General features: G+C 75.6%; 23 protein-coding genes. 8 read left to right on the top strand and 15 right to left on the bottom strand.

Annotated elements, in window-relative coordinates; translation table 11 throughout:
* Nucleotides 1-2 precede the first annotated feature (2 nt).
* The 5 genes from ACFVVL_RS16850 to ACFVVL_RS16830 form a co-directional block, all read right to left on the bottom strand.
* Nucleotides 3-845 (bottom strand): ABC transporter permease, encoded by an 843-nt coding sequence (locus ACFVVL_RS16850; protein WP_380287773.1) that lies wholly within the window; start codon nucleotides 843-845, stop codon nucleotides 3-5.
* Complete coding sequence (locus tag ACFVVL_RS16845; protein ID WP_380287771.1) at nucleotides 842-1,801, bottom strand: ABC transporter permease; 960 nt, start codon at nucleotides 1,799-1,801, stop codon at nucleotides 842-844. Before ACFVVL_RS16845 ends, ACFVVL_RS16850 begins: the two co-directional genes overlap by 4 nt.
* A 105-nt stretch (nucleotides 1,802-1,906) precedes the next feature.
* Nucleotides 1,907-3,472, bottom strand: coding sequence for an ABC transporter substrate-binding protein (locus ACFVVL_RS16840; RefSeq protein ID WP_387675745.1), 1,566 nt, complete (start codon nucleotides 3,470-3,472; stop codon nucleotides 1,907-1,909).
* Nucleotides 3,473-3,511: 39 nt separating this feature from the next.
* Nucleotides 3,512-4,336, bottom strand: coding sequence for a polysaccharide lyase (locus tag ACFVVL_RS16835; protein WP_387675742.1), 825 nt, complete (start codon nucleotides 4,334-4,336; stop codon nucleotides 3,512-3,514).
* Between the two features lie 84 nt (nucleotides 4,337-4,420).
* Entirely contained in the window at nucleotides 4,421-6,010 is a 1,590-nt protein-coding gene (locus ACFVVL_RS16830; protein ID WP_387675739.1) for a DUF3604 domain-containing protein, read from the bottom strand.
* A 284-nt stretch (nucleotides 6,011-6,294) separates the two neighbouring features.
* Between ACFVVL_RS16830 and ACFVVL_RS16825 the strand changes: the two genes are divergently transcribed.
* Nucleotides 6,295-7,290 (top strand): hypothetical protein, encoded by a 996-nt coding sequence (locus ACFVVL_RS16825; protein WP_387675736.1) that lies wholly within the window; start codon nucleotides 6,295-6,297, stop codon nucleotides 7,288-7,290.
* Nucleotides 7,291-7,400: 110 nt separating this feature from the next.
* Here ACFVVL_RS16825 and ACFVVL_RS16820 read toward each other — a convergent pair whose 3' ends face one another.
* Complete coding sequence (locus tag ACFVVL_RS16820) at nucleotides 7,401-7,835, bottom strand: MarR family winged helix-turn-helix transcriptional regulator (RefSeq protein ID WP_387676005.1); 435 nt, start codon at nucleotides 7,833-7,835, stop codon at nucleotides 7,401-7,403.
* Nucleotides 7,836-7,951: 116 nt separating this feature from the next.
* Here ACFVVL_RS16820 and ACFVVL_RS16815 point away from each other — a divergent pair, with 116 nt between their 5' ends.
* On the top strand, nucleotides 7,952-8,863 hold the full coding sequence (locus ACFVVL_RS16815; protein WP_387675733.1) for an alpha/beta fold hydrolase: 912 nt from the start codon (nucleotides 7,952-7,954) through the stop codon (nucleotides 8,861-8,863).
* 569 nt (nucleotides 8,864-9,432) lie between these two features.
* Here ACFVVL_RS16815 and ACFVVL_RS16810 read toward each other — a convergent pair.
* Nucleotides 9,433-10,248: a TetR/AcrR family transcriptional regulator gene (locus ACFVVL_RS16810; RefSeq protein ID WP_387675730.1), complete on the bottom strand. Its 816-nt coding sequence runs from the start codon at nucleotides 10,246-10,248 to the stop codon at nucleotides 9,433-9,435.
* Between the two features lie 107 nt (nucleotides 10,249-10,355).
* Here ACFVVL_RS16810 and ACFVVL_RS16805 point away from each other — a divergent pair, with 107 nt between their 5' ends.
* A complete protein-coding gene (locus tag ACFVVL_RS16805) occupies nucleotides 10,356-11,849 on the top strand; it encodes an MFS transporter (RefSeq protein WP_387675727.1) in 1,494 nt (497 codons plus the stop codon).
* Here ACFVVL_RS16805 and ACFVVL_RS16800 read toward each other — a convergent pair.
* The gene (locus ACFVVL_RS16800; RefSeq protein ID WP_376090492.1) at nucleotides 11,843-12,106 is read right to left on the bottom strand and encodes a dsRBD fold-containing protein; all 264 of its coding nucleotides are present in this window, start codon (nucleotides 12,104-12,106) and stop codon (nucleotides 11,843-11,845) included. The two genes, ACFVVL_RS16805 and ACFVVL_RS16800, sit on opposite strands and share 7 nt — an antisense overlap.
* A 388-nt stretch (nucleotides 12,107-12,494) precedes the next feature.
* On the opposite strand from ACFVVL_RS16800, the gene ACFVVL_RS16795 reads away from it, so the two are divergent.
* On the top strand, nucleotides 12,495-13,502 hold the full coding sequence (locus ACFVVL_RS16795) for a DMT family transporter (protein WP_387675723.1): 1,008 nt from the start codon (nucleotides 12,495-12,497) through the stop codon (nucleotides 13,500-13,502).
* 18 nt (nucleotides 13,503-13,520) lie between these two features.
* On the top strand, nucleotides 13,521-14,216 hold the full coding sequence (locus tag ACFVVL_RS16790; RefSeq protein WP_387675720.1) for a DUF6629 family protein: 696 nt from the start codon (nucleotides 13,521-13,523) through the stop codon (nucleotides 14,214-14,216).
* 474 nt (nucleotides 14,217-14,690) lie between these two features.
* On the opposite strand, the gene ACFVVL_RS16785 is transcribed toward ACFVVL_RS16790, so the two are convergent.
* Both ACFVVL_RS16785 and ACFVVL_RS16780 read right to left on the bottom strand, forming a co-directional pair.
* Nucleotides 14,691-16,094 carry an MFS transporter gene (locus ACFVVL_RS16785; protein ID WP_380287753.1) on the bottom strand — a complete coding sequence of 468 codons (1,404 nt, stop codon included), beginning with the start codon at nucleotides 16,092-16,094 and terminating at the stop codon, nucleotides 14,691-14,693.
* Entirely contained in the window at nucleotides 16,091-16,723 is a 633-nt protein-coding gene (locus tag ACFVVL_RS16780; RefSeq protein WP_387675716.1) for an ArsR/SmtB family transcription factor, read from the bottom strand. Before ACFVVL_RS16780 ends, ACFVVL_RS16785 begins: the two co-directional genes overlap by 4 nt.
* Nucleotides 16,724-17,100: 377 nt before the next feature.
* On the opposite strand from ACFVVL_RS16780, the gene ACFVVL_RS16775 reads away from it, so the two are divergent.
* Entirely contained in the window at nucleotides 17,101-17,862 is a 762-nt protein-coding gene (locus ACFVVL_RS16775) for an ATP-binding protein (protein ID WP_380287751.1), read from the top strand.
* A 167-nt stretch (nucleotides 17,863-18,029) separates the two neighbouring features.
* Nucleotides 18,030-19,760 carry a DNA polymerase/3'-5' exonuclease PolX gene (gene polX, locus ACFVVL_RS16770; protein ID WP_380287750.1) on the top strand — a complete coding sequence of 577 codons (1,731 nt, stop codon included), beginning with the start codon at nucleotides 18,030-18,032 and terminating at the stop codon, nucleotides 19,758-19,760.
* 297 nt (nucleotides 19,761-20,057) lie between these two features.
* On the opposite strand, the gene ACFVVL_RS16765 is transcribed toward polX, so the two are convergent.
* From ACFVVL_RS16765 to ACFVVL_RS16755, 3 genes are all read right to left on the bottom strand, one after another.
* Nucleotides 20,058-20,741: a response regulator gene (locus ACFVVL_RS16765; protein ID WP_380287749.1), complete on the bottom strand. Its 684-nt coding sequence runs from the start codon at nucleotides 20,739-20,741 to the stop codon at nucleotides 20,058-20,060.
* A gap of 74 nt (nucleotides 20,742-20,815) precedes the next feature.
* Complete coding sequence (locus tag ACFVVL_RS16760) at nucleotides 20,816-21,310, bottom strand: hypothetical protein (RefSeq protein ID WP_387675711.1); 495 nt, start codon at nucleotides 21,308-21,310, stop codon at nucleotides 20,816-20,818.
* Nucleotides 21,311-21,435: 125 nt separating this feature from the next.
* Nucleotides 21,436-22,776 carry a histidine kinase gene (locus ACFVVL_RS16755; protein ID WP_387675708.1) on the bottom strand — a complete coding sequence of 447 codons (1,341 nt, stop codon included), beginning with the start codon at nucleotides 22,774-22,776 and terminating at the stop codon, nucleotides 21,436-21,438.
* A 180-nt stretch (nucleotides 22,777-22,956) separates the two neighbouring features.
* On the opposite strand from ACFVVL_RS16755, the gene ACFVVL_RS16750 reads away from it, so the two are divergent.
* The gene (locus tag ACFVVL_RS16750) at nucleotides 22,957-23,709 is read left to right on the top strand and encodes a (2Fe-2S)-binding protein (protein ID WP_387675705.1); all 753 of its coding nucleotides are present in this window, start codon (nucleotides 22,957-22,959) and stop codon (nucleotides 23,707-23,709) included.
* Nucleotides 23,710-24,015: 306 nt separating this feature from the next.
* On the opposite strand, the gene ACFVVL_RS16745 is transcribed toward ACFVVL_RS16750, so the two are convergent.
* Nucleotides 24,016-24,789 (bottom strand): hypothetical protein, encoded by a 774-nt coding sequence (locus ACFVVL_RS16745; protein ID WP_387675702.1) that lies wholly within the window; start codon nucleotides 24,787-24,789, stop codon nucleotides 24,016-24,018.
* 506 nt (nucleotides 24,790-25,295) lie between these two features.
* Nucleotides 25,296-26,402, bottom strand: coding sequence for a hypothetical protein (locus tag ACFVVL_RS16740; RefSeq protein WP_387675699.1), 1,107 nt, complete (start codon nucleotides 26,400-26,402; stop codon nucleotides 25,296-25,298).
* Nucleotides 26,403-26,539: the final 137 nt, after the last annotated feature.

Genomic DNA, 26,539 nt, shown 5'->3' with positions numbered 1-26,539 from the left:
GGTCACCGCAGCTTCTCCCGGTTGAACGAGTCGGCGAGCAGGGTCAGCCCGAAGACCAGCAGGCCCAGCAGCAGCACCGGCGCGAGGGCGTAACCCGGGTGCAGGAACAGGTACTTGCTGCCGGTGTTGATCATCGTGCCGAGCGAGGGGGTGGGCGGCTGGATCCCGAAGCCGAGCACGCTCAGGCCGCCCTCGATCTTGGCGGCGTGCGCCATCGCCACGGCCAGCAGCGCGGTGGCGGCGTCGGTGACATTGGGCAGCACGTAGCGGCGCAGGGTGCGGGCGCGCGGCACGCCGAGCACCCGGGCGGCCACCACGTGGTCACGGGCGAGCTGGGCCAGCAGCGCGGCGCGGGCCTGGCGGCCGAAGGCGGGCAGCGCACTGAGCACGACGGTGACCACGACGCTGCCGAGCCCGGGGCGGACGATCAGCGCGATGGCGAGGCCCAGCAGCAGCCCGTGGAAGCCGAGCAGCAGGTCGAAGAGCCGCTGGACGGCCTCGCCGAGCAGCCGGTTCAGCCCGCCGAGCAGCCCGAGCAGGGTGCCGAGCACGGCGGCGGCGGGCACGGCCAGCAGGCAGACCAGCAGTTCGATCCGGACCCCGTACAGCGCGCGGGCCAGCAGGTCGCGGCCGACCTCGTCGGTGCCGAGCGGGTGGGACCAGGACGGTCCGGCCAGCGCCTCGCGGCCCTGCTGGTAGGGGTCGGCGGGGAGCAGCAGCGGGCCGAGCAGCCCGAGCAGCACCACCAGGGCGACCAGCACCGCCCCGGTGCGGCCGCGCCGGCCGCGCAGCACGGCGGGCAGGGCGGGCCACCGGCTCCCGTCGACGGCGGTCGTGGTGCTCATCGGCCCTCCCCGGCGCCGGCCTTGGCGATCCGCGGGTCCAGCCGGCCGACCAGCAGCTCGGAGCCGAGCTGCACGACGACGGCCACCGCGACCGCGAGCATGATCAGGGTCTGTGCGACGGGGTAGTCCCGCTGGTTGATCGCGTCCAGCAGCAGCTGCCCGAGGCCGTGCCGGGCGAACAGCTGCTCGGCGACGACCGCGCCGCCGAGCAGCTCGCCCAGGTTGAGGCCGAACTCGACGCAGAACGGCGCCAGGCTGTTGGGCAGCACGTGCCGCAGCAGGATCCGCCGCGGCGGGGCGCCCTTGGCGATCGCGGTGAGCACGAACTCCTCCTGCCGGGTGCGCCGGAGCTCGGTGGCGAGCAGCCGGGCCAGCACCACCGAACCGGGAAGGGCGAGCGCCACGGCGGGCAGCGCCAGGTACTGCACCGCCAGGTCGGGCGCGGTGAGGAGGTCGCGCTCGCCGCCGGCCGGCAGCACCCGCAGCAGCACCGCGAAGACGAAGACGAACAGCACCGCCGTGACGTACACCGGCAGGGCGAGCACGGCCGTGGTGAGCGGGTCCAGCGCCCGGGCCAGCCGGCCGCGCCGCTCGGCGGCCAGCGCGGCGCCCAGCAGCAGGCCGAGCACCAGCATCAGCAGCCCGGCGGCGAGGGCGAGCTGGACGGTGGAGCCGAGGCTCTGGCCGATCATCCGGGTGACCGGTTCGCGGTAGTGGAAGGAGAGCCCGGGGTCGCCGCCGAGCAGCCCGCCCAGCCAGGTGAGGTACTGGGCGGGCAGCGGGCGGTCCACGCCGAGCTGGCGGCCGAGGTGGTCGCGCTGCTCCTGGTCGGCCTCGGCGCCGAGCGCGGCGGAGACCGGGTCGCCCGGGGCCAGGCGGAGCAGCAGGAAGACGGCCACCGAGGCGAGCCAGAGGGTGGCCAGGGCTCCGGCGGCCTTTCTGGTCCAGTACGGCACGGGGGGTTCTCCGGGGGGGGTGGGTGGGACGGCTGACGGCGCGGGCGGGACGGCCGGCGACCGGGACGGGCGGACGGGGGGACCGGGGGGACGGGGGACGGCGGCTCAGGCGTCCCGGTGGGTGTCGGTCAGCTTCAGGTAGCCCAGCGCGCTGGTGGACACCTCCCGCACCGAGGAGGCGAAGGCGTAGGTCTCCCAGGCGTGCGCCAGGGTGATGTGGAAGGACTGCGCGAGCAGGTACTCGGACAGCTCGTGGTTGACGTCGGCCCGGGCCTGCTCGTCGGCGGCCGCGAAGGCGCGCGCCTGGAGTTCGGCGTAGGCCGGGTCGGTGACGTGCGAGGTGTTGCGGCCCACCTGGAGCGGCCCGGAGACGGTGATCCCGCTGAGCGGCGAGACGCTGACCATGCCGTGGTTGGCCACGAACAGGCCCTCCAGCGTGCCCTGCTGGATCTTCGGCTGGAGCGCCGCGTTGTCCAGCAGCTGCACGTCGACGCCGAATCCGGCCTGCTCCAGGTCGTACTTCACCAGCTCGACGAGCGAGCTGAAGACCGGCGAGTTGGCGGCGGTGAGCGGCACCCGGGCGCCCTCCGCGCCGGCCTCGCGCAGCAGCCCGCGCGCCTTCTCGGGGTCGTGCCGGTAGCGGGTGACCTGGTCCGGGGTGACGCCCGGGGTGTTGGAGGGCCAGGGCAGGCTGCTGGCCTCGGCGTGGCCGCCGTAGACCTGGTCGACGATCCGCTCGCGGTCCACCGCGTACTGCAGCGCCTGGCGGACCCGGAGGTCGTCGAAGGGCTTGGACGCGACGTTCACGCCGAGGAACGCCTGCTGGTAGGAGGCCTTGGCGGACTGCACGGTGAAGCCGGGGTTGCCCGTCAGCACCTTGAGGTCGCGCCCGGGGACGGCGCCGATCAGGTGCCCCTGGCCGGACTGCAGGGCGGACAGCGCGGCCTGGCTGCTGGTCACCGAGCGGACGGTGATCCGCTCGAAGCGGGGGCGTCCGCTCTGCCAGTACCGCTCGTACCGGGCGAGGTCGAGCTGGTTGCCGCCCTTGAAGGACTGCCAGCGGAACGGCCCGGTGCCGTTGACGGTGTCGCTCGCCCGTCCCTCGACGTACGTCCGGGCGTCCACGACCGGGTTGAAGGCGAGCGCGTCGAACAGGTTGCTGGTGGGCTTGGCGAGGGTGAGGGTGACCTCGTTCCGCCCGCTGGCCCTGATGTCCGCGAGGCGTTCCAGCAGCGGCTTGACCTGGGAGGTCTTGGTGGCGCCGACCAGCGAGAAGACGACGTCGTCGGCCTCCAGCGCGCGCCCGTCGTGGAAGGTGACGTCCTCGCGCAGCTTGAGCACCAGCTTCAGCCGGTCCGCGCTCCACTCCCAGGAGGTGGCCAGCCAGGGCACCGGCTGGAGAGTCACCGGGTCGAGGTCGACCAGCCGGTCGAGGACGAGGTTGACGAAGGCCGGGGTGTCCGGGCCGCGGTGGAGCAGTTGGGTGGGGTCCGGCGCGCTGCCGTACACGATCTGCAGATCGGGCGCGGACGCCGCGGCGGCGGCGCCGGGGGCGGCGCCCGCGTCCGGGTCGGTGGCCGAGCGGCAGCCCGCCGCCAGCAGGGCCGCTCCGGCGCTCAGGCCGAGGAAGCCTCGTCGGGGCAGGCCGGGGTGACGGGCCGCTTCGCTCATGGTGCTGCTACCTCTTGGTGGTTGGGGGTTTCGGCCGGGTCAGAGCTGGGTGACGACGACGCTGTCGCTGTAGAGCACCACGTCGGGGCCGCCGGTCGGGTACGGGATGCCCTTGGCGGGGTTCCAGTTGGCGCGGTAGATCCCGGTCTTGAAGTAGGGGGCCTGGTTCTGGTGGTAGTTGTTGAGCCCGCTGTGCGCGCCGACCTGCACGCCGTCCCGGTACACCGTGATCGAGCCGGGCGTGGTGGCGGTGGACCAGGTGATGTCGAACGCCCACTGGTTCCAGTGCCCGAACTCCACGCTGCCGAGCGGGATCACCGCCTCGGCGACGGTCGTCGGGCCGGTCAGCCAGTGCACCTTGAGGCGCCAGCTGCCGTCCTTGACGGTGAGTGCGATCGGCGGCTTGGTGTCGCTGCCGTCGGAGAGCGGGTAGCCGTGCCACTGGGCGACGATGGTCTCGGTGGAGGTCTGCACCCAGTCGGCGGGCAGGTAGTCGGCGAGCGCGAAGCGGTAGCCGCCCCAGCCGAGGGCGTTCACGGCCACCTCGGAGCGGTAGGACACCCCGTCGTTGGGGACGCTGAAGCGGGCGGCGAGCCCGGAGCCGCCGGCGGGGGCGCCGGTGACGGTGATGCTCCCGTTGCCGTCGATGCGCTGGCGGGTCCAGTGCGAGACGGTGCCGGACTCGAAGTCGTCGGCGAACACGGTGGTGCCGGTGGCGGCCGCGGCGCCGCCGGTGGCGGTGGCGGTGGCGGCGAGGCCGGGCGCGCCGCTCGCGACGGCCGCCGGGGCGGCGAGGGTGCCGGTCAGCAGGGCGGCGGCCAGTGCGGTGCCGGCGGCGCGGCGCGCGGAGGTGGTGACGGACATGGTGGTGCTCCTCGGTACGGGTTCGCGTGAACGGTGGGCGGTGGGCGGTGACCGGGGCGGCCGGCCGACGGCGGTTGCCAGGCGTCAGCCGGCCCGTCGACAGGAGGCCGCCGGTCCGCCGGCACCACCGCTGCGGCCCACCCAGACCGGGCTCGACCAGGCCCACTGGTCGTTCAGCTGCCTCACCCGCACGTGGTAGAAGTCGCCGTCCCCGCCCGGCCGTTCGTCGACCAGGTCGAGGTCGGCGGAGAGCTCGCGCCCGGGCACCGCCCGGTCGAAGCGGTAGGCGCCGGAGACGAAGCCACCGAGGAAGCCGGTCCGCGGCCCCTCCCGCAACTCGCCGATCCGGTAGGAGGTTTCGGCGCCGTTGACGATCGCCGTCAGCCTGGTCCGGTCGTCGCCGGCCACGGCCAGCGAGAAGCCCTGGGTGGCGTCGGTCGCGGTGTTCGGGTTGCCCTCGGTCACGGTCCGCAGCCGCAGCTCGCCCGGCCCGGTGCGCCACCAGTCGGACGGCCGGTAGGTGGCGGGCTCGGCCTCGGCCGGCGCCACCGTCTCGGAGCCTCGCAACCGGGGCTGCACGTCGAGCAGTTCGCCGCCCTCCACGCGCAGGGTGACGTCCCAGCGCACCGCCGCCTCGCGCCGGCCCCAGCCGACGGCGAAGCCGAGCGTGCCGTCGAAGCCGCTCTCCCCGCCGGCGGCGGCGAGGAGTTCGGGCCGGGACAGGCGGTGGATCGGCACACCGTTGCGGACCACCTCGACGTGGTCGAGGGCGTCCCGGCCGCGCACCGTGACCCGGATCCGGCGGCGGTCGGCGGACGGCGCCTCGCCGCCCATCGGCACGCCGTTCACCGAGGTCGCGAGCAGGATGCGGTCCCCGGTGATCGCGTAGGTGCGGCGCGCCTGGACGGCGTCCCAGATCGCGGGCCGGGTCAGCTCGGGTGCCCAGACGGCGAGCCGGCCGTGGCCGTGACTGCCGGGGAAGGCGCTGTGGTGGTCGGTGGAGCCGATCAGGCCGAACCGGTGACCGAGCCGCAGCCCGTGCACGGCGGTGCCGGCGGTGTCGCGCGGCCCCATGGTGTGCAGGTAGGTGCGCGGCGCCTCGTCGGACTCGGCGCAGCCGTGCATCGACATCACCTCCACCACCGGCGCGAACTCCTCGGTGTACGCGGACCAGTCGATGCCGCGCCGCCCGGTGCCGTACCCGATGTGGTGCGGGAGCGCCCAGGTGCGCACGCCCTCGGCGGCCAGGGCGCGCAGCCGGACGCGCAGGCCCTCCAGGTCGGCGGCGCGGATGATCTCGCCGCGCGGGCCGTCGAAGTACACGCAGTGGTCGCCGTACGCGAGGCTGTGCCACTCGAAGGACTGGAAGGTGACGAAGCGGCCGTCCTCGTGGGCCGCAGCGGTGACCTCCTGGACGTGCTCCCAGCGGTCGGCGAGCCGGGCGAAGCCCTCGGTGTGATAGTCCACCAGCCCGGCCAGCTCGGGGGTGCGCTCGGGGAGGTCGTGCCACCAGCCGTGACCGGTGACGCTGGCGAAGTCGAGCTGGAGGCGGGCGTTGGCGTAGGCGTCCTCGATCGGGCCGTGGCCGTAGCTGATCCCGCAGTGGTTGTGGAGGTCGCCGACGTAGAGGCCGAGACCGCCGTAGCCGGGTGCGTCGGTGGTGGGGGCTGTCATCGGTGCGGGCTTCCTCTGTTTGATCGACTCTGAGAAGAAGTCTTTCCCGATCTTCGAGAGAGGGTCAAGACTAGTCCGGTCGGCGTTGCTCGATCGCCATCGGGCGAAACATGCGATTCATAGAATCACTCCATGTGACAAGCCGCTCGCTTCCCGATCGACCCTTCCTGACTCACGAGCAACACCGGCCGCCACTTTCTCTTGATCTGATAGAAAGTGACGGAGAATCCGCAGGAGAATCCGCAGGTCCCTACCCGCCTACCCGTGAGGACGACCCGCCGCCGATGACCGCCACCGCACTCCCCGCCGCACCCGACCTCTCCGGCTCCGCCCTGGTCCGCGCCCCCGAACGCCCCGAGCCCGGCTACTGGGCGGGCTGCCCGAGCGTCCGCTACGAACCCGACCACGACCGCTTCCTGCTCACCTACCGCGAACGCCGCCCGCGCGCCGCCGACCCCTCGGCCGACGGCCGGGACCGGGGCTGGCGCTGCGCGGTGGCCGAGAGCCGCGACGGCGTGGAGTTCCGCGACCTCTGGTCGGTGGAACGCGCCGACCTCGGCTCGCCGTCCATGGAGCGCTTCGCCCTGCTCCGGCGCGACGGCGGCTATCTGCTCCACCTCAGCTACGTCGACCCGGTCGACCGGCGCTGGCGGATCGACGCCCTGCGCGCCGGGACGCCCGAGGCCTTCGACCTCGCCGCCCGCACCCCGGTCCTCACCGCCGCCGGCACCGGCACCGAGGGCGTCAAGGACCCCTACCTGCTCGAACACGACGGCGGCGTACGGCTGTTCGCCACCGTCTCGCGCGCCCGCGCCTTCACCCCCGAGGAGCAGGCCCGGGCCCACGCCGCCGCCGACATCCACACCACCGGACTGACCGTCCAGCCCACCGCGCTCGCCGGCTCCACCGACGGCCTGCGGTTCACCGCGCCGCCCGGCCGCGCCGCCGAGGTCCTCGACGTCGGCCCGGCCGGCGCCTGGGACGCCTACGAGTCACGGATCACCGCCGTCCTGCCCGACGGCTCCGGCGGCTGGCTCGCCCTCTACGACGGCTCGGCCGACGCGTCCGGCAACTACGAGGAGCGCTGCGGGCTCGCCGCCTCCGCCGATCTGCGCGCGTGGCACCGACTGACGCCCGACGGCCCGTGGCTGGACGTGCGCTACGCCGACGTGGTCGCCGCCCGGGGCCGGTGGTACCTGTACTACGAGCAGACCCGCCCCGACGGCGCGCACGAACTGCGGGTCGCCGTCCTCGACGAGTTCGCCGGCCTGCGCCCGTAGGGGCCGCCCGCCGTCCGCCGCCGGAGCCCGGCGCCACTCCTCGCCGGGCTTCGCGCCGGTCCTCGTGTCGTGCACCGGCGCCTCGCCCCCGCGTCGCCCCCGTGTCGCCCTCATTCCGCCCGGGCTGCGGACACCACCTCGGTCATCGTCGCCAGGAACCGCTGCGCCACCGCGAGTTCGTCCTCCCCGAACGCCTCCATCGCGGCCACCAGATCGGCGATCAGACCGCCGAAGAAGCCCTGGCCCAGGGCGATCGCACGGTCCTCCACCACCAGCCGCACCTTGCGGCGGTCCCCCGGATCGCGCTCGCGCCGGACCAGCCCGAGCCGCTCCAGCCGGTCGACCAGCCCGGTCGTCCCGGCCGAGTTCAGCCCCAGCGCCTCGCCGAGCCGCCCCGGCGTGACCACCACTCCCGCCCGCGCGGCGTCCAGCAGGTGGATCAGCGCCCGCAGATCGGTCGGGTGCAGGCCGTTGCGTGCCGCGAACTCGGCGCCGAACAGGTCGAGTTCGATTGTCAGTCCGCGCAGCAGGTGGACCAGCCGCATCGGCGTCCGCTCCGACTCCACCTCATGTCCTTCCCTCGGAAGACCTCTGGACGTATTCTCTCGCTCAGCGAGATACATGCTCACCGAGCAAGCCCGCCAAACCCTGGGGGAAGACTATGTCCGCACGCCCTGCCGCCGGCCCCACCCCCTCCCCCGATCCCGATTCCGCTCCGTCCCTCGACGCCTTCCTCGCCGCCTACGACGAGGCCCTCGCCCGCTGGCCGCTCCCGGTCGAGGCGCTCACCGTCCCCACCCCCTACGGCACGGCCCGGGTCAACGCCTGCGGTCCGCGCGACGGCCGGCCGCTCGTGCTGCTGCCCGGCGGCGGCGCCACCGCCACCTGCTGGACCGCCAACGCCGCCGCCCTCGCCGCGGCCGGCCACCGGGTGCTCGCCGTCGACCTCCCCGGCGACCCCGGCCGCAGCACCCTCGACCACCCCCGCCTCGACGGCCTCCCCGCCCTGCTCGGCTGGCTCGACGCCGTCCTCGACGCGCTCGACCTGCCCGCCACCGACCTCGCCGGCCACTCCTACGGCGGCTGGATCGCGCTGCGCTACGCCCTGCACGCGCCCGCCCGGGTGCACCGGCTCGCCCTGCTCGACCCCACCCAGTGCTTCGCCGGCTACCGGCCCGGCTACCTGCTGCGCGTGCTGCCGCTCCTGCTGCCGCCCCGCACCGCCGCCAAGGCCCTCGCCTACCTCGACCGGGAGAGCGGCGGCAGCGGCCTCGACCCGGCCTGGCGCGAGCTCTACGCGCTCGGCTTCGCGGGCTTCCCCGCCGCCCGACCGGTCACCGGCCGCCGCCCGAGCGCGGCGGAACTGCGCACCCTCGCCGCCCCCACCCTCGTCCTGCTCGCCGACCGCAGCCGCGCCCACGACTCCCGCGCCGTCGCCGCCCGCGCCCGCCGCGCCCTGCCCGGTGCCACGGTCGGGATCCTGCCCGACACCTCCCACCACACCCTGTTGAGCGCCCACCCCGAGGCGCTGAACCGCCGCCTCACCGAGTTCCTGGCCCCCGGCCGCCCCTGACGGGCCGCCGGCCGTCGGCCGACGGCCGGACCGGCCCAGGACCGGCTCCCGTCCGAGCAGCGCACCCACTCCAGCGCCCTCGTCGGGGACTGCCACGGCCACGCTCGACGTGTTCCGGCCGGCGGGCAGCATCCTGGAACCGGCCGGCGGTCCCGCCACGTGAACCCTGGTTGCTCCACCCCGCCGACGAGGTCAGCGCCGTCGACGCCTCCCCGGAGATGCTCGCGGCCGCCGCGCGTCGCGTGCCACGCGGCGCCCCGGTGCAAGGTCGCCGAGGCCGTCCTGCTCGCCCGGGAACCCGACCGCCGTCACGACGTCGTCGCCCTCATGCGGTGCCGGCTCTCGCACGTGCCGGCCGATCGGTGTGGCCGCCGCCCTCGCACCGGGCGGCCGGGTGTGCGTCGTCGACGACCGCCACCGGAATCCCGCGGAACCCGTCGACGGCCCGAGCTCCTCCACCATCCAGCGGCGCACCCCCGACGGGGCGGCCTACCGGATCGTGACGATCTCCTACGAGCCGGCGGAGCCGGAGCGGCGCCTTCGCGAGCTCGGCCGGGACGCCACGGCGCTCAGGGCCGCTCTCGGCTCCCGGCCTCCTGGCGGTCCACCAGTCCGCCGATCAGCGCCCCCAGCGACACCTCCAGGTCACCGCAGCGCTCACCCACCCCCACGAAGCCCACCTCGTCCAGCACCCGGCCCAGCGCGGGGTGCCGCTCGCGGTCCGCGGACTCGATGACCGCCCGCCGCTGGCTCGGCTCGCGCGGCGGGCTGACGGGGTGTTCGGAGAGCAACTCGCCGAGGACCAGGTGCCAGCAGGCACGGAACGCCGTCAGCGCGGGCTCGGGCCGCAGGCCGGCGGCCATCAGATCGGCGAGACAGGCGTCGTTGAACGCCAGCGCGTTCCGGGCGACCAGTTCGCCCCGAATCAGGATGTGCAGCACCCAGGTGTGGCCGGCCATGTAGTCGTGGGCGCCGAGCAGCCGGCGCAGCAGCCGCTCCTGCGGCGTCGCACCCGGCACGTCGACCGGCATGCCCTCGGCGATCTGCTCCAGGACGGCGATCAGCAGCGCCTCGCGGTCGGTCACGTGCCGGTACAGCGACGCGGGCGCGGTGCCGAGTTCGGTGGCGACGGCCCGCATGGTGAGGGCGTCGATGCCGTCCCGCTCGATCACCCGGCGCCCGGCGGCGACCACCCCCGCCGTGGTCAGTCCGGGGCGCGGCCGCTTGCGCCCGTACCGACCGTGCCCGGTCGCGACTCCCTCGGCGCCGGCCCCCTCGGCCGCCGTCGAGCCGCCCGGCGCGGCCGTACCGCCCCGCGCGCCCGTCGCGTCCGGCCCGTCCGCCTGGTGTTCGCCGACGCCCGGTCGGCTGCTCCGCTCTGACACCCCGCCATCCTGCCATGCCTGCGCCAAGCCCCTTCCGGCCTGGGCGTTTGCACCACCCTTCAGGTAAGGCTTACCTTACGCGAACAACGTTCGCATCGGAGGTCGCCATGCCCGGACCCGCTCCGTCCCGCACCACCACCCCACCCGCGTCCAGGACATCCCGCCCCGTCACCGCCCGCCCCGGCCTCGTCCTGGCCACCGTCTCCGTCTGCCAGCTGATGGTCACCCTCGACGCCAGCATCGTGAACATTGCGCTCCCCGCGATGGGCCACTCCCTCGGCTTCGCCGACAGCGCCCTGCCGTGGGTGGTCAATGCCTACGCACTCGCCTTCGGCGGACTGCTGCTGCTCGGCGGCCGGATCGCCGACCTCACCGGGCACCGCCGCGCGGTGCTCTGGGGCCTGGTGCTGTTCGGCCTCGCGTCGGTGCTCGGCGGGTTCGCCCGGACCCCCGCACAGCTGATCGCGGCCCGGGCCGGCCAGGGCGTCTCGGCCGCCGTCCTGGCACCGATCGGGCTCACCCTGATCATGGTGACCTTCACCGACGGGGCCGCCCGGGCCCGGGCCCTCGGCATCTGGTCGATGGTGACGGCGGGCGGCAGCGCGCTGGGCGTCCTGCTCGGCGGTGTGCTGACCGACCTGCTCGACTGGCGCTGGGTGTTCTTCGTCAACGCGCCGATCGTGCTGGCCGGCCTCGCCCTGGCGGTCCGTTCGGTGCCCGCCGTCCGCCCGCCGCTCACCGGCCGCCCCGACGTGCTCGGCGCCGCGCTCGGCACCGGCGCGATGACCGTCCTGGTCTACGGCCTCATGGCGACCGACCGCCACCCGTGGGGCTCGGCCCGGACGCTCGCCACGCTCGGCGCCGCCGTGCTGCTCGGACTGCTCTTCCTGCTCTGGGAGGCACGCTTCGCGCGGGCGCCGATCGTCCGGCTGGGCGTGCTGCGGGCCCGGACGGCGTGGATGTCGAGCCTGCTGGTGACGCTGCTCGGCGCGGGCATGCTGGTCGGCTTCTACTTCTGCTCGCTGTTCCTGCAGAACGTCCTGGACTACGGCCCGCTGGCGGCCGGCGCCGCGTTCCTGCCGTTCTGCGCCGGGACGGCGGCGGGCAGCATGGTCGCGGGCCGCCTCACCGCCCGCTTCGGCGGCCGGGCCACGCTCGCCGGCGCGCTGCTGCTCGCCGCGCTGGGAATGCTCTGGTTCGGCGGGCTCGGCCCGGACTCCGGCTATCCGACCGGCTTCGCCGGACCGTCGATCGTGACCAGCGTGGGCGTCGGCGTCTGCATGGTCGCCAACACCGCGATGGGCACCTCGGGCGTCGACCCGCGCGAGGCCGGGCTGGTCAGCGGGCTGCTCAACGCCGGGCGCCAGTGCGGCGGCAGCATCGGGCTCGCCGTGCTGTCGACCGTCGCGGTGGCCGCCACCCGCCGGGCCGCCACCGACGGGGGCGCCGGCGGGGGCGCCGGCGGGGGCGCCGACGCCGCGCGGGCCGCCCTCGCGGCCGGCTACGACCGGGCGTTCGTGGTCACGGCCGCCGTGCTCGGTGTGGCCGCCCTGCTCGCGCTGCTCCTCGTCCCGGGCCGCCGCGCCGCCGACCCTCAGTAGATCAGGTACCCGGGCCGGTGGCCCTCGTCCTCGATCTCCCCGTCGGCCTGGGCCTTCAGCTTGCGGGACAGCGCATCCAGCGCGCGTGAGGCCGCGACCTCCTCGCCGATCCTGGCGAGCGGGCGGTCGTCCACGCTCCTGGTCGACTCCCCGTGCGCGGTGAGGCCCGGGGCCCGGGCACCGGTCAGCCTCGCCTGGCATCCGGTGTGGACGCCGTCCTCCTCGAAGCTCAGCTCCACATCCCACTGGTTGTGCATGCCACACCTCCTGGCGCCGACCCCCGTCGCGCCTGATCGGGCCGGTACGGGCGGTGCTCCCGCGGCGGCCGCTCCCCCCAGCGTGCGCCCCCCGGTGCGGCGGCGGCAACCGGGCGCCGGGCCCGGGGCCGCCCCGCCCGGGGGTCCGCGCGGTGGGGCGGGTCGGTGGGGCGGGTCGGTGGGGCGGCGCGACGGGATGGCGCGACCCGCCGGGCGACGCGGTTCCACGGGTCGGCGCCCCACCCCGGCGGTAGGCTGGCCCCAACGCGCCGATGCCGCGGGACACCCCGCTCCGGATCGCCGGGCCACGCGGGCGGACCCGCCCGAGGAGCCGCCCCGGAGCCGGGCGGCGGTGCGGTGCGGTCAACAACCCTCGGGTGGTCCCTCCGTGGCGGTTTTCGTCCTGGCCCTGAGCGCCGCCTGCTTCCTGGGCCTCGGATTCGTCCTCCAGCAGCACGCGGCGCAGCGGGCCCCGCGTGCCGATCTGCTGCACTGGCGGCTGCTGCTGGACCTCCTGCGGATGCCCGAGTGGCTGCTCGGCACCGGCTTCATGGTCGCCGGACTGATCCTCTCCGCGCTCGCCCTCAACCAGGGCGAGGTCTCGCTCGTCGAACCCCTGCTCGCCACCAACCTCATCTTCGCGATGGCGCTCGCCCGGGTGCTGACCCGCCAGACGCTCGGGCGCTCCGGCTGGGCCGGGGTGCTGCTGCTCGCGCTCGGGGTGACGGCGTTCATCGTGGCGGGCCGGCCCACCGGCGGCGGCGCGCCGGCGAGCGAGCTGCGGCACTGGCTGGTGGTCGGCACGGTGGTCGGGCTCACCCTGCTGCTGATCTCCACGGCCCGCCGGCTGCCGCTGTTCGAGGAGGCGACGGTGCTCGCCCTGGCCGCCGGCCTGCTCTACGGGCTCCAGGACGCGCTGACCCGCACCACCACCCAGCGGCTCGACCACCAGGGGTTGGAGGCGGTGCTGCGCAGTTGGCAGCCGTACGCGGTGGTGGCGGCCGGGGTGGTCGGGCTGCTGCTGGTGCAGAGCGCCTTCGAGGCCGCACCACTGCGGATGTCCCTGCCCGCGCTGACGGCCGCGCAGCCGATCACCGGGATCGCCTGCGCGGTGGGGTTCCTCGGCGACCGGCTGCGGGTCACCCCCGGCGCCCTGGCCTGGCAGGCAGCCGGCCTGGTGGCCATCGTCATCGGGGTGGTGGTGATCGGCCGCCACCCGGCCCTGCCCGGTACCACCGGCGACGTCCTGGAGTCCATCGGCGAAGTGCCGGGCGACTCGGCGGACGACTCGGACGAGCCGAACGAGCCGAACGAGCCGAACGGGTCGGACGAGGGCCCCGAGGACGATCCGCCCACCGGCCCGCCACCCACCGACGCGTCCCCCGGCCCCCGCTGAGCGGGCTCGGGAGCCCCCATGTGCTGGAGTGCCCGGGCGGACCTCGTCATCGGCGGCGCGGTGACGGCCGCCGGTGTGCTCTGCCTGGTCCGCACCCACCGGGCCGGCCGGTCCGAACGCCTCCCGCTCGCCGCGCTGCCCCTCGTCCTCGGGGTACACCAGCTGATCGAGGCGGTGGTCTGGCTCGGCACCGGCGGCGATCCGCCGGCCGCCCCGGCCGCCTGGGCCCGCACGGCCTGGGCGGTGATCGCCCTGCCCCTGCTCCCCCTGCTGGTCCCGATCGGCGTGCGCCGCGCGGCCGTCGACGCCGGCCGGTCCCGACGGCGGCTGCTCACCGCGCTGGTCCTGCTCGGAATCCTGGTGGCCGTCCCGACGGCGCACGCCGTGGCCACCCATCCGATCGGCGTCACCGCCCACGCCCACACCCTCGACTACCGTATCGGCGTCCCGCACCCCGCACTCCTCCTGACGGGCTACCTCCTCGCCACCGTCGGCGCCCTGCTGGCCGGCGGTGACCGGCTGCTGCGCCGGCTCGGCCTGATCACCGGCATCGGCGCCCTGGTCTGCGCGCTCCTGTGGCGGATGGCCTTCGTCTCCACCTGGTGCGCGCTCGCCGCCGTCGCCTCCGTTCTCCTCCTCCACTGGACGTCCGTCCCCCGCACCTCCCACCCGCAGCGCCCGCAGCACCCGCACGGCGGCCCGCCCACGCCCTGACCCGCCCCGCCGACCGCCCCCGTGCCGCCGGCCCCGCGGGGATCACCGGCGGCCGAACAGCCGGTCCAGCTGGCCGTCGACGGCGGTGAGCACCTCCTCCGGGGTGATCGCCCTTCGAGCAGGGTGGTGAAGCCGGTGAGGGCGAGCAGCAGACCGGTCTCGACGGCCTGCCGGAGCAGTTGCTCCACGAGGGCGCGCCCGTCCTCGTCGTGCAGGGCCTCCAGGACGTGGGCGGCGCTCATCCGGCCGGTCACGCGGGCGTCCGGGTGCAGCGGGAGGGTCTCCCGGAGCATCATGCGGAGCACCTCGCGCGGGTGCGGGTGCTCGCCGAGCGCCCGCAGGCTCCGGCCGCCGCCCGGACGCCCCGCGGTGACCGTCCCCTCTCCCGAGCAGGCCTCCGCCCGGATCTGGGCGGACCGTGCCCCGGCCCCCTTCGACCTCGGCTGACCGTCACGTCCGCCCTGCCCGCCTCCGTCACTCGGTCGGGGCCACGGCCGCCGCACGGGCCGAGGCGGCCGAGGTGGGCAGGACGGGCGGAGCGGGCACCTTCTCCTCCGGTTCGCCGCTCGCGGCGGCGGCCGCCTCCGGGGCGCGGCCGCGCTTGCGGTCCATCTCCCGCCACTCCGGCCGCAGGCCCGGCAGGGTGGTGGCGAGGAAGTACAGACCGCCGCACACGAGCAGCACCGGTATCAGCCCCGACACCGCCACCGTCGCACCGGCCAGCAGGCCGCCCAGCGGGATCCCGGCCCAGGCGAGCGAGTCGCCCAGCGCGTTGACCCGCCCCAGCAGCTGACGCGGCACCCGCTCGAACAGGACGGCGCCGAGGATCGGGTTGATGAACCCGCACCCGAAGCCACCCACCACGAACACGGCGAGCACCACGCCCATCGGCACGTCCAGCGCCAGCACGACGAACCTCGGGGCGCCCGCCAGCAGGAAGCCGATGAAGAACACCGTGCGCCGGGGAAGCCGGTGGGCGACGGCCGCCGCGATCAGGCTGCCGGCCACCGCCGCGACCCCCCAGACCGTTCCGGTCAGGCCGATCGCGGCCGGTCCGCCACCCGATTCCCGGGCCCAGACCGGGACCAGCACGGTCAGGAACGCGGCGTCCAGGAGATTGGTCACCGCGATCATCACGATGATCGTCAGCAGCAGCGGTTCGCGCCGCAGGAAGGCGAAGCCCTCCCGGAACAGCTGCCAGTAGCCGCCGGGCGGCTCCTCCTCGGCGTCGGGCACGGCCGGGGCGGCGGCGTGACCCGTCCCGCGCGGCAGCGCGACGGCGATGACCAGCGAGCCGAGCGCGAAGGCGACCGCATTGACGGTCAGACCCGCCATCGGGCCGAGCAGGGCGACCAGCCCGCCGCCCACCGCCGGGCCGATCGTGCTGGCCAGCCGCTCGGTCACACCGGCCAGTCCGGTGGCCCGCTCCAGCGGGAACCGGGCCCGCTCGGCCGCCTCGGGGACCATGACCTCCTTGGCGAGGTCCCCCGGGCCGCGGGCGCCGCCGATCACCGCGACCATGACCAGCAGCAGCCAGAACGGCAGCAGCCCCAGCCCGTGCAGCAGCGGCACGAGGCCGGCCGCGACGGCGCTCACCGCGTCCGTGGTCCAGGAGACCACCCGCGGCCCGAGCCGGTCGATCACCGGGCCCACCAACGCCTTGACCAGCACATAGGGCGCGAGCTCGACGAACGCGACCACGCCGGTCATGGTCGCGCTGCCGGTGGTGGCGAGCACGAACCACGGCAGGGCGATGGCCGACACCCTGGTGCCGGTCAGCGAGATCGCCATCGCCGCCAGCACACCCGCCATCGGCTTCAGGCTGCGCGGCGCGGCCTCGCCCCGGGCCGGAGCGGAGGCCGTGGTCCGTGCGGTCATGACCGCCCCTCCGGTCCGTCACCGGCCGGGCCGCCCTGCGGCTCGGGCAGCACCTGGACGACCACGGCCACCCGGTCCGTGCCCTCCGGCACGGGCGCCCCCGGTTCGATCCGGCGGTAGCGGGCGACCACGTCGGCCAGCTCCCCGGCGAGTGTCCGGGCCTCCTCCGGGGTGAGCTGGAGCACCATGTCGCTGAGGTCCAGCGCGTGCCGCCACTCGACCGGCATCGTCTCCAGGGCGTTGAGGGCCGTCTGCGCGGTCAGGGTGTGCGCCGCCACGATCGAGCGCAGGTAGCCGAGCGCGGCCTCCGGCTCCTGCTCCGCGAGGTCGGGATCGGTCCACCACGTCACCTGGTGGACCGACTTCCACCAGCGGTCGCGAGCGTTGCCCCGCTCGGTGTCCTCGGCGACGAAGCCCGCGGCCGCCAGCTGGCGGAGGTGGTAGCTGGTCGCGCCGGAGTTCAGCCCCAGTTGCTCGGCCAGCCTGGTGGCGGTGGACGGGCCGTTCTTGCGGAGCAACCCGATCAGTTGCACCCGCACCGGGTGGGCCAGGGCCCGCAGGCCCCTGGCATCGATCACGACATCGGTCTGCGGGTCCGGACTGTGCGGCCACCTGCGGTCATCGGTCATGGCAGCACCATAGGACCGCAAAGACCTCTTCGCAAAGGTTTTTTGCGAAGAAATCTTTGCGGATTCGAACAGGGCGAGCGGCCGCGGGAGCGTCGGGCCGCCCGGCCGTCGGCACCGGTGAGGGCCCGGCGCCGCCGCGGCCCGGGACGGGAGGGGTGGGGGCGCACGGTGGCGGGTGCGCGCCGGTGTGGTGCTCCCGTCGGTCGGCGGGTGGTGGCCCCGCTGGTCGGAGGGGTGGCAGTGCCTTCTGGGGCCCCGGGGCCGGATTGTCACCCGGACGGCGGGGGCGCAGGCTTGGCGCAGGGCCGGGGAATCGGTCCGCACCGGCCCGTCGTGGAGGCGGCGGGTCCGGTCCGCGCGGGACGAGGGGCAGGACGATGACAGGCGGGAAGCTCTGGGGCTACGTCGCGTCGGGCGCCCGGGCGCTGGGCGGGCTCGGTCCGCTCGGGCGGTCCGGGGCGCTGGTGGGCGTGCGGTTGCTCAAGGGCGTCGGCGGGGGCGGGCGCCCGGAACCGGACGGGCGTGCGGTGGTGTTCGGCGGCGCGGCCGGAACGGCGGGCGCCGGTGGGGCGGGCCGTTCCGGGTCCGGCGGCATGGCCGGGCCGCAGCTGCTGTCGCGGCCGGAGCTGGAGCGGTTGCGCTGGACCGACCGCGCCGGCGGCTGCGTGCCGGACGCGCGGCACGTCCAGCCGGCCGAGCTGGTGGGGCGGGTGCTGCGGGGCGGCGGCCGGGCGGCGACGGTGACCGTGCGGGTGCCGGTGGGGCTGCCGGTGGTGGTCGCGGACTCCGTGCGGCTGGAGGCGGCGCTCGCCGGGCTGGTGGACCACGCGATCCGCCGCAATCCGCCGGGCGCCCGGGTGCTGGTCCGGGCCGATCCGTTCTCGGGGCCGTGGGCGGCGGAGCCGGCCCGGGTGGAGCTGCGGGTGGTGGACCGGGGCGCGTCGGCGCCGCCGGAGGCGCGGCAGTGGCTGCTCGGCGCGGTCCACGGGCGCGCGCCGGGCGGGGCGGTGGGCGGGCCCGAGCGGGTCGGGCCGTCGATCTCGGGGCTGGTCCAGGCGGCCGGGGGCCGGCTGGCGGTGGAGCAGACACCCGGCGGCGGGCTCACCGTGGTCGTGGTGCTGGCCGTCGCGCGGGAGTGAGGAACGGCCGACCCGGGCTGCCCCGGGCGGCGGGACCCGCCCCACCACCCGGGGCCCGACGGACCCGCCGCCCGGGGCGGCGGGTGACGACCGGGGAAGCGGGCATCCACGCCCGGCCGGCGCGCGTGCGCAGCGCCGGGCGGACCCGCGAAACCTAGACTGTCCCCATGGCCCGGCTCAACGACAAGGTCAGGGAGCTGCTCCAGGAGTACGCCGACCTGATCTCGATCACCGGTGGCGACGCCTTCCGCGCCCGCGCCTACGAGAAGGCCGCCCGGGCGGTCGGCGGCCATCCCGACGACATCGGCGGCCTGGACGTCAAGGGCCTCCAGCAGATCCCGGGCGTCGGGAAGTCCACCGCCGAGAAGATCGCCGAGTACCTCGCCGACGGGCGGATCGAGGCACTGGAGTCGCTCCGGGCCGAGATCCCCGCCGGGGTCCGCGCGATGATGTCGGTGCCCGGCGTCGGGCCGAAACGCGCCCTCGCCCTCTACCGCGACCTCGGCATCGCCTCCGTCGACGAGCTCGCCGAGGCGATCCGCGCCGACCGGCTGAGCGAGGTCCCCGGACTCGGCGAGCGCAGCGGCGAGAAGATCCTGCACGGCATCGAGCTGATGCGGCAGTCCGGCGGCCGGACCCTGCTGGACGTCGCCACCGCGCTGGCCGACCAGCTGGTCGCGGCGCTGAGCGCGGTCCCGGGGTGCACCCGCTGCGCGTACGCGGGGTCGCTGCGCCGGATGCGCGAGACGGTCGGCGACATCGACGTGCTGGCCACCGCCGAGGACTCGGCGCCGCTGATGGCCGCGCTCACCGCCCTGCCCTCCGTGGCCGAGGTGATCGGCACCGGGCCGACCAAGACCTCGGTGCGCACCACGGACGGGATCCAGGTGGACCTGCGGGTGGTCCCCGAGGAGGACTGGGGCGCGGCGCTGGTGTACTTCACCGGCTCGAAGGCGCACAACATCAAGCTGCGGACGATGGCGGTCCGGGCCGGGCTGAAGCTCTCCGAGTACGGGCTGTTCGAGGCCGAGGGCGGCGAGAAGATCGTCTCGGCGAGCGAGGACGAGGTGTACGCGGCGCTCGGCCTGCCGTGGATCGCGCCGACGTTGCGCGAGGACCGGGGCGAGATCGAGGCGGCCCTGCGCGGCGAGCTGCCGGAGCTGGTGACCGAGGCGGACCTCCGCGGCGACCTGCACACCCACACCGACCTGACCGACGGGCTGGCCACCCTGGAGGAGATGATCGACACCGCTGCCGCCCGCGGCTACGCGTACTTCGCGGTCACCGATCACGCCCCCGACCTGGTGATGCAGCGGATGACCGACGAGAAGATGCTCGCCCAGCGGGAACGGCTGCGCGAACTGGCCGGGCGCCACCGGCGGATGCGGCTGCTGCACGGCACCGAGCTGAACATCGGACCGGACGGCGGCGTGGACTGGCCGGCCGAGTTCCTCGCCGGGTTCGACGTCTGCGTGGCGTCCGTCCATTCGCACTTCGGCGCGGACCGGGACGCGCAGACCCGCCGGCTGATCCGGGCCTGCGAGAACCCGCACGTCCACGTCATCGGCCACCTCACCACCCGGCGGATCGGCCGTCGCGGGCCGATCGACGTCGATCTGGACGCCGTCTTCGCGGCCGCCGCCCGGACCGGCACCGCCATCGAGATCAACAGCTCGCCGCAGCGCCTCGACCTGCGGGACGAGGACGTGCTGCGGGCCAAGCGCCACGGGGTGAAGTTCGCGATCGACAGCGACGCCCACGCCACCCCACACCTCGCCTATCCCCGCTACGGGATCGGCACCGCGCAGCGCGCCTGGCTGACCACCGAGGACGTGATCAACACCTGGCCGTGGCAGCGCCTGAAGCGCTTCCTGCGCAAGGACGCGCTACAAGGCTGAGCCGCCGGCGTCGTGCCACCCGGACACCGGACGCCCGAATTCGGCTGATTTGGTGGATTTATTCCCGAAACCCCTGGTGCATCCGCCGCCCCGGGCGCATCATGGTGGTGGACCTGCGGGGTCAGAGGAAGTTCGACCGCAGGAGGCAGTGGCGACAGATCGAGACGGATCAGGGTCTGCCGCTGGTACCTCGGTCGACGATCGAACCGTCAGGCCGGAGGACGTGACGTCCGGAGGCCACCTCCACCCCGCAGGTTCCGCACGTCCGCCGCCTCCCGCCGCGCGGTGCGGCCCGCGTCAGCGTGCGGACGGCACCGCGTACCCCATCTCCCAGGCGTGCACGGCGATGCCGACGCGGTTCTGCACCCCGAGCTTGCGCTGGATGCTCGCCACATGGGTCTTCACCGTGCCCGGCGAGATGAACAGCTCGGCGGCGATGTCCGCATTGGTCCGCCCGGCCGCGACCTGTCCGGCGATCTCCACCTCCCGTTCGGTCAGCGCCGACGCCGGGGCCGACCGGCGGTCCACCCGCCGGGGCGCGTTCACGTGCTGCAGCAGCCGCACGGTGACCGACGGGCTGATCAGACTCTCGCCGCCCGCCGCCGCCCGGACCGCCTCGGCCAGCAGCGCCGGGCCGGACCGCTTCAGCAGGAACCCGGAGGCCCCGTGCCGCAGCGCCGGGTAGACGTACTCGTCGAGGTCGAAGGTGGTCAGCACCACCACCCGCACCGGCGTCGCCGCCCCGGGCGCGGCCAGCCGCCTGGTCAGCTCCAGCCCGTCCATCCGGGGCATCCGGATGTCCACCAGCGCGACGTCCGGGCGCAGTTCCGCCGCGAGTTCGAGCGCGGCGACCCCGTCCGCCGCCTCGCCGACCACCGTGATGTCCGGCTGGGCCTCCAGGATCCGCCGCACGCTCCGGCGCACGGCCTCCTGGTCGTCGGCGATCAGGGTGCGGATGGGCTCCGGGTTCGGACTCGTCACGCACGGCAGTCTCGCACGACGCCGAGGGCGGGCCGCACTCGGGCGGGACCGGGCACTCGGCCGCGCCCGGGCGCTCAGGCGGGCCCGGCGCCCTTGAGGTCGGTCGCCCGGCCGTCGCGCAGCACGGTTATGTGCGGCGGCACCTCGACGCGGAACCGCGCGTCACAGTTGGCGAAGCCCGAGCAACTCGCCTCCAGGGTCAGCGTGTCGCCCTCCAGCTCCCACCCGGTCCGCTCCCTGCCGATCCCGTCCGCCTTGAACCAACGCGTCACCTTGACGTCCTGACGGTCCGTCGCGACGAGATCGGTCGGCACGTGGTGCCTGGTCACCACGTTCAACGTGCTGCCGCTGTAGCCGAACACCGTCGATTCGGGCGTGGCGTCGGCGGCCTTGGCGCAGCCGACCACGGTGGCCGGCAGGACGGCCAGGGCCAGGGCCGCGACGGCGGCGGGCATCCGGCCCCGGGGCCGCCGCGGGACACCGGGCGCGGCGCGTGCGGCGAGATCGACGGGTACGGCGAGTTCGGCAGGTACGGCGAGTTCGGCGGGTACGACGGATACGGCGGCCATGGCGGCTCCTCCTTCGACGGGCGCGTCGGTCACGGCTATGAGCATCGCCTCCCGCCACCCCGGTGCCATCTGCCGATCGGCAGATCTTCGGCGCCGGATTCCGCCCGCCACCCCTGCCGATCGGCCTACCGCACGGGCAGTTCGCAACCGACCCGCCACCCCGCCGGGCGCAGCGGCCCCGCCTCCAGCGCGCCGCCGTGCGCGGCGAGCCGTTCGGCGAGCGCCACCAGCCCGGTGCCGCCGCTGCCCGCACGGCGCCGGAGCAGCCCCCGGACGCCGGATCCGCCGCCGTCGTCGCTCACCGACACGACCACCACGTCCGGCCCCGCCACAACCCGCCCCGCCACGGCCGCCGCCCCCGGCCGCACCTCCACCCGCACCACCACCTCGGCGGCACCCGGAGCGTGCCGCCGCACATTGGTGAGCGCCTCCAGCACGGCCGCGTACGCGGTGGCCCCGGCCTCCCCGCCGAGCAGCCCGACGGCCTCCGGCGCCGCCTCCAGCCGGGCACGGGTCGGCCCGGTCCCGCTGAACCGGCCCACCAGCTCCGGCAGATCCGCCAGCCCGTACACCCGGGTGGCACCGACGGCACCAGTGACACCAGTGGCATCAACGGCGTTGGCGGCACCGGCGGCACCCCCCGGAGAATCCGCCCCGTCCCCCTCCTCGCGCGGCTCCCGCAGCGCGCCCACCATGGCGTCCATCGAGTCCAGCGCGCGCAGCCCGGCCTCCTCCAGCCGGCGCAGCAGCGCTGCCGTCTCCTCCGGTTCCTGGCCCGGCAGTTGCCCGGCCTGCGCCTCCAGCACGATGCCGGTGATCTCGTGCGCGACGAAGTCGTGCAGCCCGCGCGCCACCTCCAGCCGCTGCTCGCGCCGGGCCCGGGCGACGGCGCGCTCGCGCCGGGCGTCCAGCACCCGCAGATAGAGTCCGGCGCCGACGACCACCGCCAGCGGCACCAGCGAGAGCAGCACGACGATGGCCGAGCCCGTCCAACTCCCCTGCGGCGTCCGGAGGGTGAACCGCAGCGGCACGGCCGGAACCGCCAGGACCGTCAGCACGCCGGCCGGACCCGCCCAGCGACCCCGGGCGCGCCGGGCCGCCCGCCCCGCCAGCACCAGCAACGCCGTCCACTCGAACGGCAGCCAGAACGCGGCCAGCCGGTACGGGCCCGCGTAGCCGAGGTCGAGCAGCAGCGAGAGTGCGGCCACTCCCCCGGCCGCCTGTGCGAGCGTCGCCCGCCGCCAGGGCCACGGCACCACGGCCACCAGGACCGTCAGGGCGGCCTGCGCCGCCAGGAGCAGCGCGGCCAGGTGCTGCCCCGAGTGCGCCAGCACGACGGGCAGGAGGACGACCAGCGCCGCCACCACCCCCACCGGCCGACGGAACCGCGCACGGAACCGCGCGCCGGTACCGGAGGACGCGCCGGACGGGGAGGGCACCGGACCGGGGCCGGACTCGACAGGCATGCCCCGAGCCTACGGTCCGGCCGTCCCCCGCCCTCCCGGGGTCCTTCCCGTCCCGCAGGGGCCGGGATGCCTGCGACCGCCGTGCCGCGCCGACGCCGCCGCACGGTAGCGTTCGTCCGGCCGGCACCGACGCCCCCGCCCCGCCGCCGCAGCACGGAGACGACAGAACCGGAGGACCCGATGAGCGACGCGCCGCCGCCCGACCACCGCCGGCTCGCCGCCCTCGGCCCGTACTTCGCCCTGGACGCCGCCACCACGCCCGGCGAGGTCCCGCCGCCGGGCTTCCGGCCGCTGCGGGAGTTCTACGACCCGGCCCCGGACGGCGCGTTGGCGCGGCGCGTGCGGGGGGTGGCCCGGCGGCTGGGCACCGCCGAGCCCCGGGTCGCGGCCTCCGTCCTGCACCTCGGCCTGGCCGCCCGGTTCTGCTCGGTCGGCCTCGGCGCGGCCGTTCTGCTCGGCGAGGTGCCCGACCTGCACCCGGACCGGGCCTGGATCCGGGTCCCCGAACAGGGGCCGGTCGGCCTGTGGCTGCCGTACCCGAACCCGGGCGGGCCCGCGCGGCCCGACCGGGCCCCGCTCCCGGACCGCTTCCGGCGGACCGTCGTCGAGGGACAGTTGGCGGATCTGGCGGCAGCGGTCCGGTCCGTGGTCCCGCTCGCGGACGGACTGCTGCGCGGCAACGCCGCCTCCGCCCTGGCGGGCGCACTGCGCGTGCTGGACGCGCAGACCGCGCACGCCGCCCCGCACGGCACCGCCCGCGCCCTCGTCGCCGAAGTGCTCGGCCACCCGCCGCTGGCCGGGACCGGAACGCTCACCGCGACGCCGGCCGGCACGGCGTTCCGGCGCACCAGTTGCTGTCTGTACTACCGGCTCGGCCCGCAGGCGGGCGTCTGCGGCGACTGCTGCTTCACCCGCGCCCCGGCCCGCCGCTGAACCGGCCGAGCCCTCGAACCGCCCACGCGGCAGTGTCCGCGGCACGGAGCGGCCCCTGACGGGCCTGCGTGCGGCCGACAGGCAGGGGCGCACGACCCGGCTGAAGAGCGTGAGCACCCCGACCAGACCACCCCCGGCCCCGGACGAACGCGACCCGGACTCCCACCGAACCCGCGAAACCGTCCAGCGGACCGCGACGCGCCACAGACACGCCACGCGCCCCCACCGCCCACCGCCTACCGCCCACCGCCCACCGCCCACCGCCCACCGCCCACCGCCCACCGCCCACCGCCCACCGCCTACCGCCTACCGCGCCAGCGTCGCGGCCAGCAGGTTCGGATCGGTCAGGGTGAAGAACGCGGCACTCGGCACGTACACGGTGTCCCCGCCGATCGCGACGGAGGTGGGGTTGGAGAGCCCGTCCGCCGCGTCGAGGACGGTGTGCCAGGTGCCGTCCGGACCGACGTGGACGACCCGGCTTGAGGGGTTGAGCGCCGCGAGCAGGTCGTCTCCGGCCCCGACGAAGGCGAAGTCGTCGAGCCCCTCCAGGCCCTCGGCACGAACCTCCGCCTGACCCGCGGAACCGTCCGGGCGGACCGGGATGCGCAGCAGGGACGCCGTGTCGGTGTTGCCGACCCACACCGAGCCCCGGTGCACCTTGAGGCCGTTGGCGCCGAAGGCGCCGACCGGCTTGAGCCGGGCGTCGTCCGACCAGACCGCCGGGGCGCCGCCGTGCAGCGGGACGACCCGGATCAGGCCGAGCGCCGAGTCGGCGGAGTAGAGCACGCCCGCGTGCTCGTCCAGCGCGAGGCCGTTGGGCAGGCTGTCGGCGGGGAACGCGGCGATCCGCTCGGGCGCGCCGCCCGGGCAGAGCCGCCAGATGCCGGTGAGGTCCTCGGTGCCGGTGGCGTAGGCGAAGTACAGGGTGCCGTCGTGGGCGCGGACCAGGCCGGAGACGACGGCCCGGCCGAGCAGCGGGGTCGCCGGGTGCGCGGGCGCGGGCATGGTGGCCAGCACGATGAGCCGGCCGTCGGTGGCGACCCGGCCGACCTGGCGGGCGTTGGAGAAGGTGAGGTCCACCGCGCGCCGTCGGGCTCCAGGGCGATGTTCTCGGGCTGGAGGCCCTGGGAGACGTCGAAGTGGGCGACGATCCGGGGGTCGGAGAGCGGTGGCGCCACGGCCACGGCGGGACTGCCGGCGAGCAGCGCCAGCGCGAGGACGGCGACGGCCGGGGCACCGGAGCGCAGGGCGGCGGGGGCCGGACGACGGGCGGGGCGGCGGAACGGTCGGGGCACGGCGGCACTCCTCGGAGGACGGCGGACGGCGGGTGGCGGCCCCCGTCAGCAGAGCACGCCGTGCAGCCGCCCCGGCGGTGCCGCTCGGCGCCGCCGCGAGGATCCCCCGGTCGGCCGCGCCGACCGCCGCGCCACGCACCTCCACGCACCTCCGCGCACCACCGCACACCGCCGGGCATCGGCAGCGCGGCCCGCGACCGGCTTGTCCGGGGCCGGTCGCGGGCCGCCGATCCCCACCCGGCGCCGATGCCCCCGGCACCCGGTGAAGCAGTCCCCCGAGTCGACGGCCGGTCAGACCGCGACCGCCGACTCCTCCATCTCCTCCTCGGCCCCGGAACCGGCCCCGGAACCGGCCGCGGAACCGGCCTCGGCGCCCGGCCCGGAACCGACCCCGGCCGCCGCCACCCGGCCACGCTTCTCGTACAGCGCCGCGGCGGTGACCAGCGCACCCGCGGCCACCAGCCAGAGCACCAGCACCAGCAGGTTCCCGCCGAACCCCGCCCCGCCGTCGAAGTACAGCAGGCTGCGCGCGCCCTCCAGGAAGCCGGCACCGGTCCAGAAGGAGTGCAGGCCGCCGAAGAAGCCGTTCTGCAGATCCGGCCGGTAGACCCCGCCCGAGCTGGTGAAGTTCAGCATCACGAACAGCACCATCATGGCCAGCGTGGTCCACCGCTTGAGGAAGCTGTGCAGGCCGATGCCGATGCCGATCACCCCCGCCGAGTACAGCCAGCCGAGCGCCCAGACCGCGGCGAGGTCGTGATCCACGACGTGGAAGACCGGCCCCGCGGTGACGATCCCGATCAGGCTCACCGCGAGCGACACGGCGAGGCCGGTCAGCACCCGGATCCGCATGCTCATCGCCGCACCGGCCGCGCCGATCACCGCGACGCTGCCGTAGGAGCCGATGCTGAGCGCGACCAGCAGGAAGAACAGGCCCTGCCCCGTCGGGTCGCCCGTGCTCGGGGTGGTGAGGTCGGTGACGGCCAGCGGCACGCCCTGCTCCGTGGCGACGCGCTGGAACACCCTCTCGGCCGCCATCGCCGAGGTGTCCGAGTCGGCCTTCGCGACGAGCAGCTCCGGGCGGCCGGCGGCCGGCACGAACGCGCCGACCAGCTCGCGGTCGAGCAGCCGCTGCTCGGCGGCCGCGCGGTCGGGCAGCGTCGCGACGTCCAGCGCGTCGCCCGCCGCGCCCTGCACGGCCGTGGCCAGCTCCCGCGCCTGCGCGGTGGTGCCGACGACGGCGACCTTCAGGTGGTGCGGTTCGGGCTGGTGGAAGGCGCCCTGGTAGGCGAGCGCCATGCCCAGGCACATCAGCAGCGGGGTGAGCAGGTGGAGCGCCAGGTGCTTGAGCGCGTGCCCCGACGGGGGCGCTGCGACGGTGGTCCGGGGTGTGCTCATGGGGGAGTTCGGTCCGTCCTCCGACGAGGTTGCCCAGGATCGATCGGCTCGATCAACTCGATCGGCCGGAGCGGCTCGATCAAGCTCGACCGGATCGACCACCGGGCGACAGTCGGGTGGTAAATGCAACTATCTGG

Source organism: Kitasatospora sp. NPDC058115 (assembly GCF_042884635.1).
Taxonomy (GTDB): domain Bacteria; phylum Actinomycetota; class Actinomycetes; order Streptomycetales; family Streptomycetaceae; genus Kitasatospora.
Note: the sequence above shows the minus strand (reverse complement) of the source record. Positions and strands in the feature narration are given on the sequence as shown.

Coding starts and splice junctions, on each gene's coding strand:
- ACFVVL_RS16850 (WP_380287773.1), bottom strand. CDS start 845: ATGAGCACCACGACCGCCGTCGACGGGAGCCGGTGGCCCGCCCTGCCC.
- ACFVVL_RS16840 (WP_387675745.1), bottom strand. CDS start 3,472: ATGAGCGAAGCGGCCCGTCACCCCGGCCTGCCCCGACGAGGCTTCCTC.
- ACFVVL_RS16835 (WP_387675742.1), bottom strand. CDS start 4,336: ATGTCCGTCACCACCTCCGCGCGCCGCGCCGCCGGCACCGCACTGGCC.
- ACFVVL_RS16830 (WP_387675739.1), bottom strand. CDS start 6,010: ATGACAGCCCCCACCACCGACGCACCCGGCTACGGCGGTCTCGGCCTC.
- ACFVVL_RS16825 (WP_387675736.1), top strand. CDS start 6,295: ATGACCGCCACCGCACTCCCCGCCGCACCCGACCTCTCCGGCTCCGCC.
- ACFVVL_RS16820 (WP_387676005.1), bottom strand. CDS start 7,835: ATGCGGCTGGTCCACCTGCTGCGCGGACTGACAATCGAACTCGACCTG.
- ACFVVL_RS16815 (WP_387675733.1), top strand. CDS start 7,952: ATGTCCGCACGCCCTGCCGCCGGCCCCACCCCCTCCCCCGATCCCGAT.
- ACFVVL_RS16805 (WP_387675727.1), top strand. CDS start 10,356: ATGCCCGGACCCGCTCCGTCCCGCACCACCACCCCACCCGCGTCCAGG.
- ACFVVL_RS16800 (WP_376090492.1), bottom strand. CDS start 12,106: ATGCACAACCAGTGGGATGTGGAGCTGAGCTTCGAGGAGGACGGCGTC.
- ACFVVL_RS16790 (WP_387675720.1), top strand. CDS start 13,521: ATGTGCTGGAGTGCCCGGGCGGACCTCGTCATCGGCGGCGCGGTGACG.
- ACFVVL_RS16785 (WP_380287753.1), bottom strand. CDS start 16,094: ATGACCGCACGGACCACGGCCTCCGCTCCGGCCCGGGGCGAGGCCGCG.
- ACFVVL_RS16780 (WP_387675716.1), bottom strand. CDS start 16,723: ATGACCGATGACCGCAGGTGGCCGCACAGTCCGGACCCGCAGACCGAT.
- ACFVVL_RS16775 (WP_380287751.1), top strand. CDS start 17,101: ATGACAGGCGGGAAGCTCTGGGGCTACGTCGCGTCGGGCGCCCGGGCG.
- polX (WP_380287750.1), top strand. CDS start 18,030: ATGGCCCGGCTCAACGACAAGGTCAGGGAGCTGCTCCAGGAGTACGCC.
- ACFVVL_RS16760 (WP_387675711.1), bottom strand. CDS start 21,310: ATGGCCGCCGTATCCGTCGTACCCGCCGAACTCGCCGTACCTGCCGAA.
- ACFVVL_RS16755 (WP_387675708.1), bottom strand. CDS start 22,776: ATGCCTGTCGAGTCCGGCCCCGGTCCGGTGCCCTCCCCGTCCGGCGCG.
- ACFVVL_RS16750 (WP_387675705.1), top strand. CDS start 22,957: ATGAGCGACGCGCCGCCGCCCGACCACCGCCGGCTCGCCGCCCTCGGC.
- ACFVVL_RS16740 (WP_387675699.1), bottom strand. CDS start 26,402: ATGAGCACACCCCGGACCACCGTCGCAGCGCCCCCGTCGGGGCACGCG.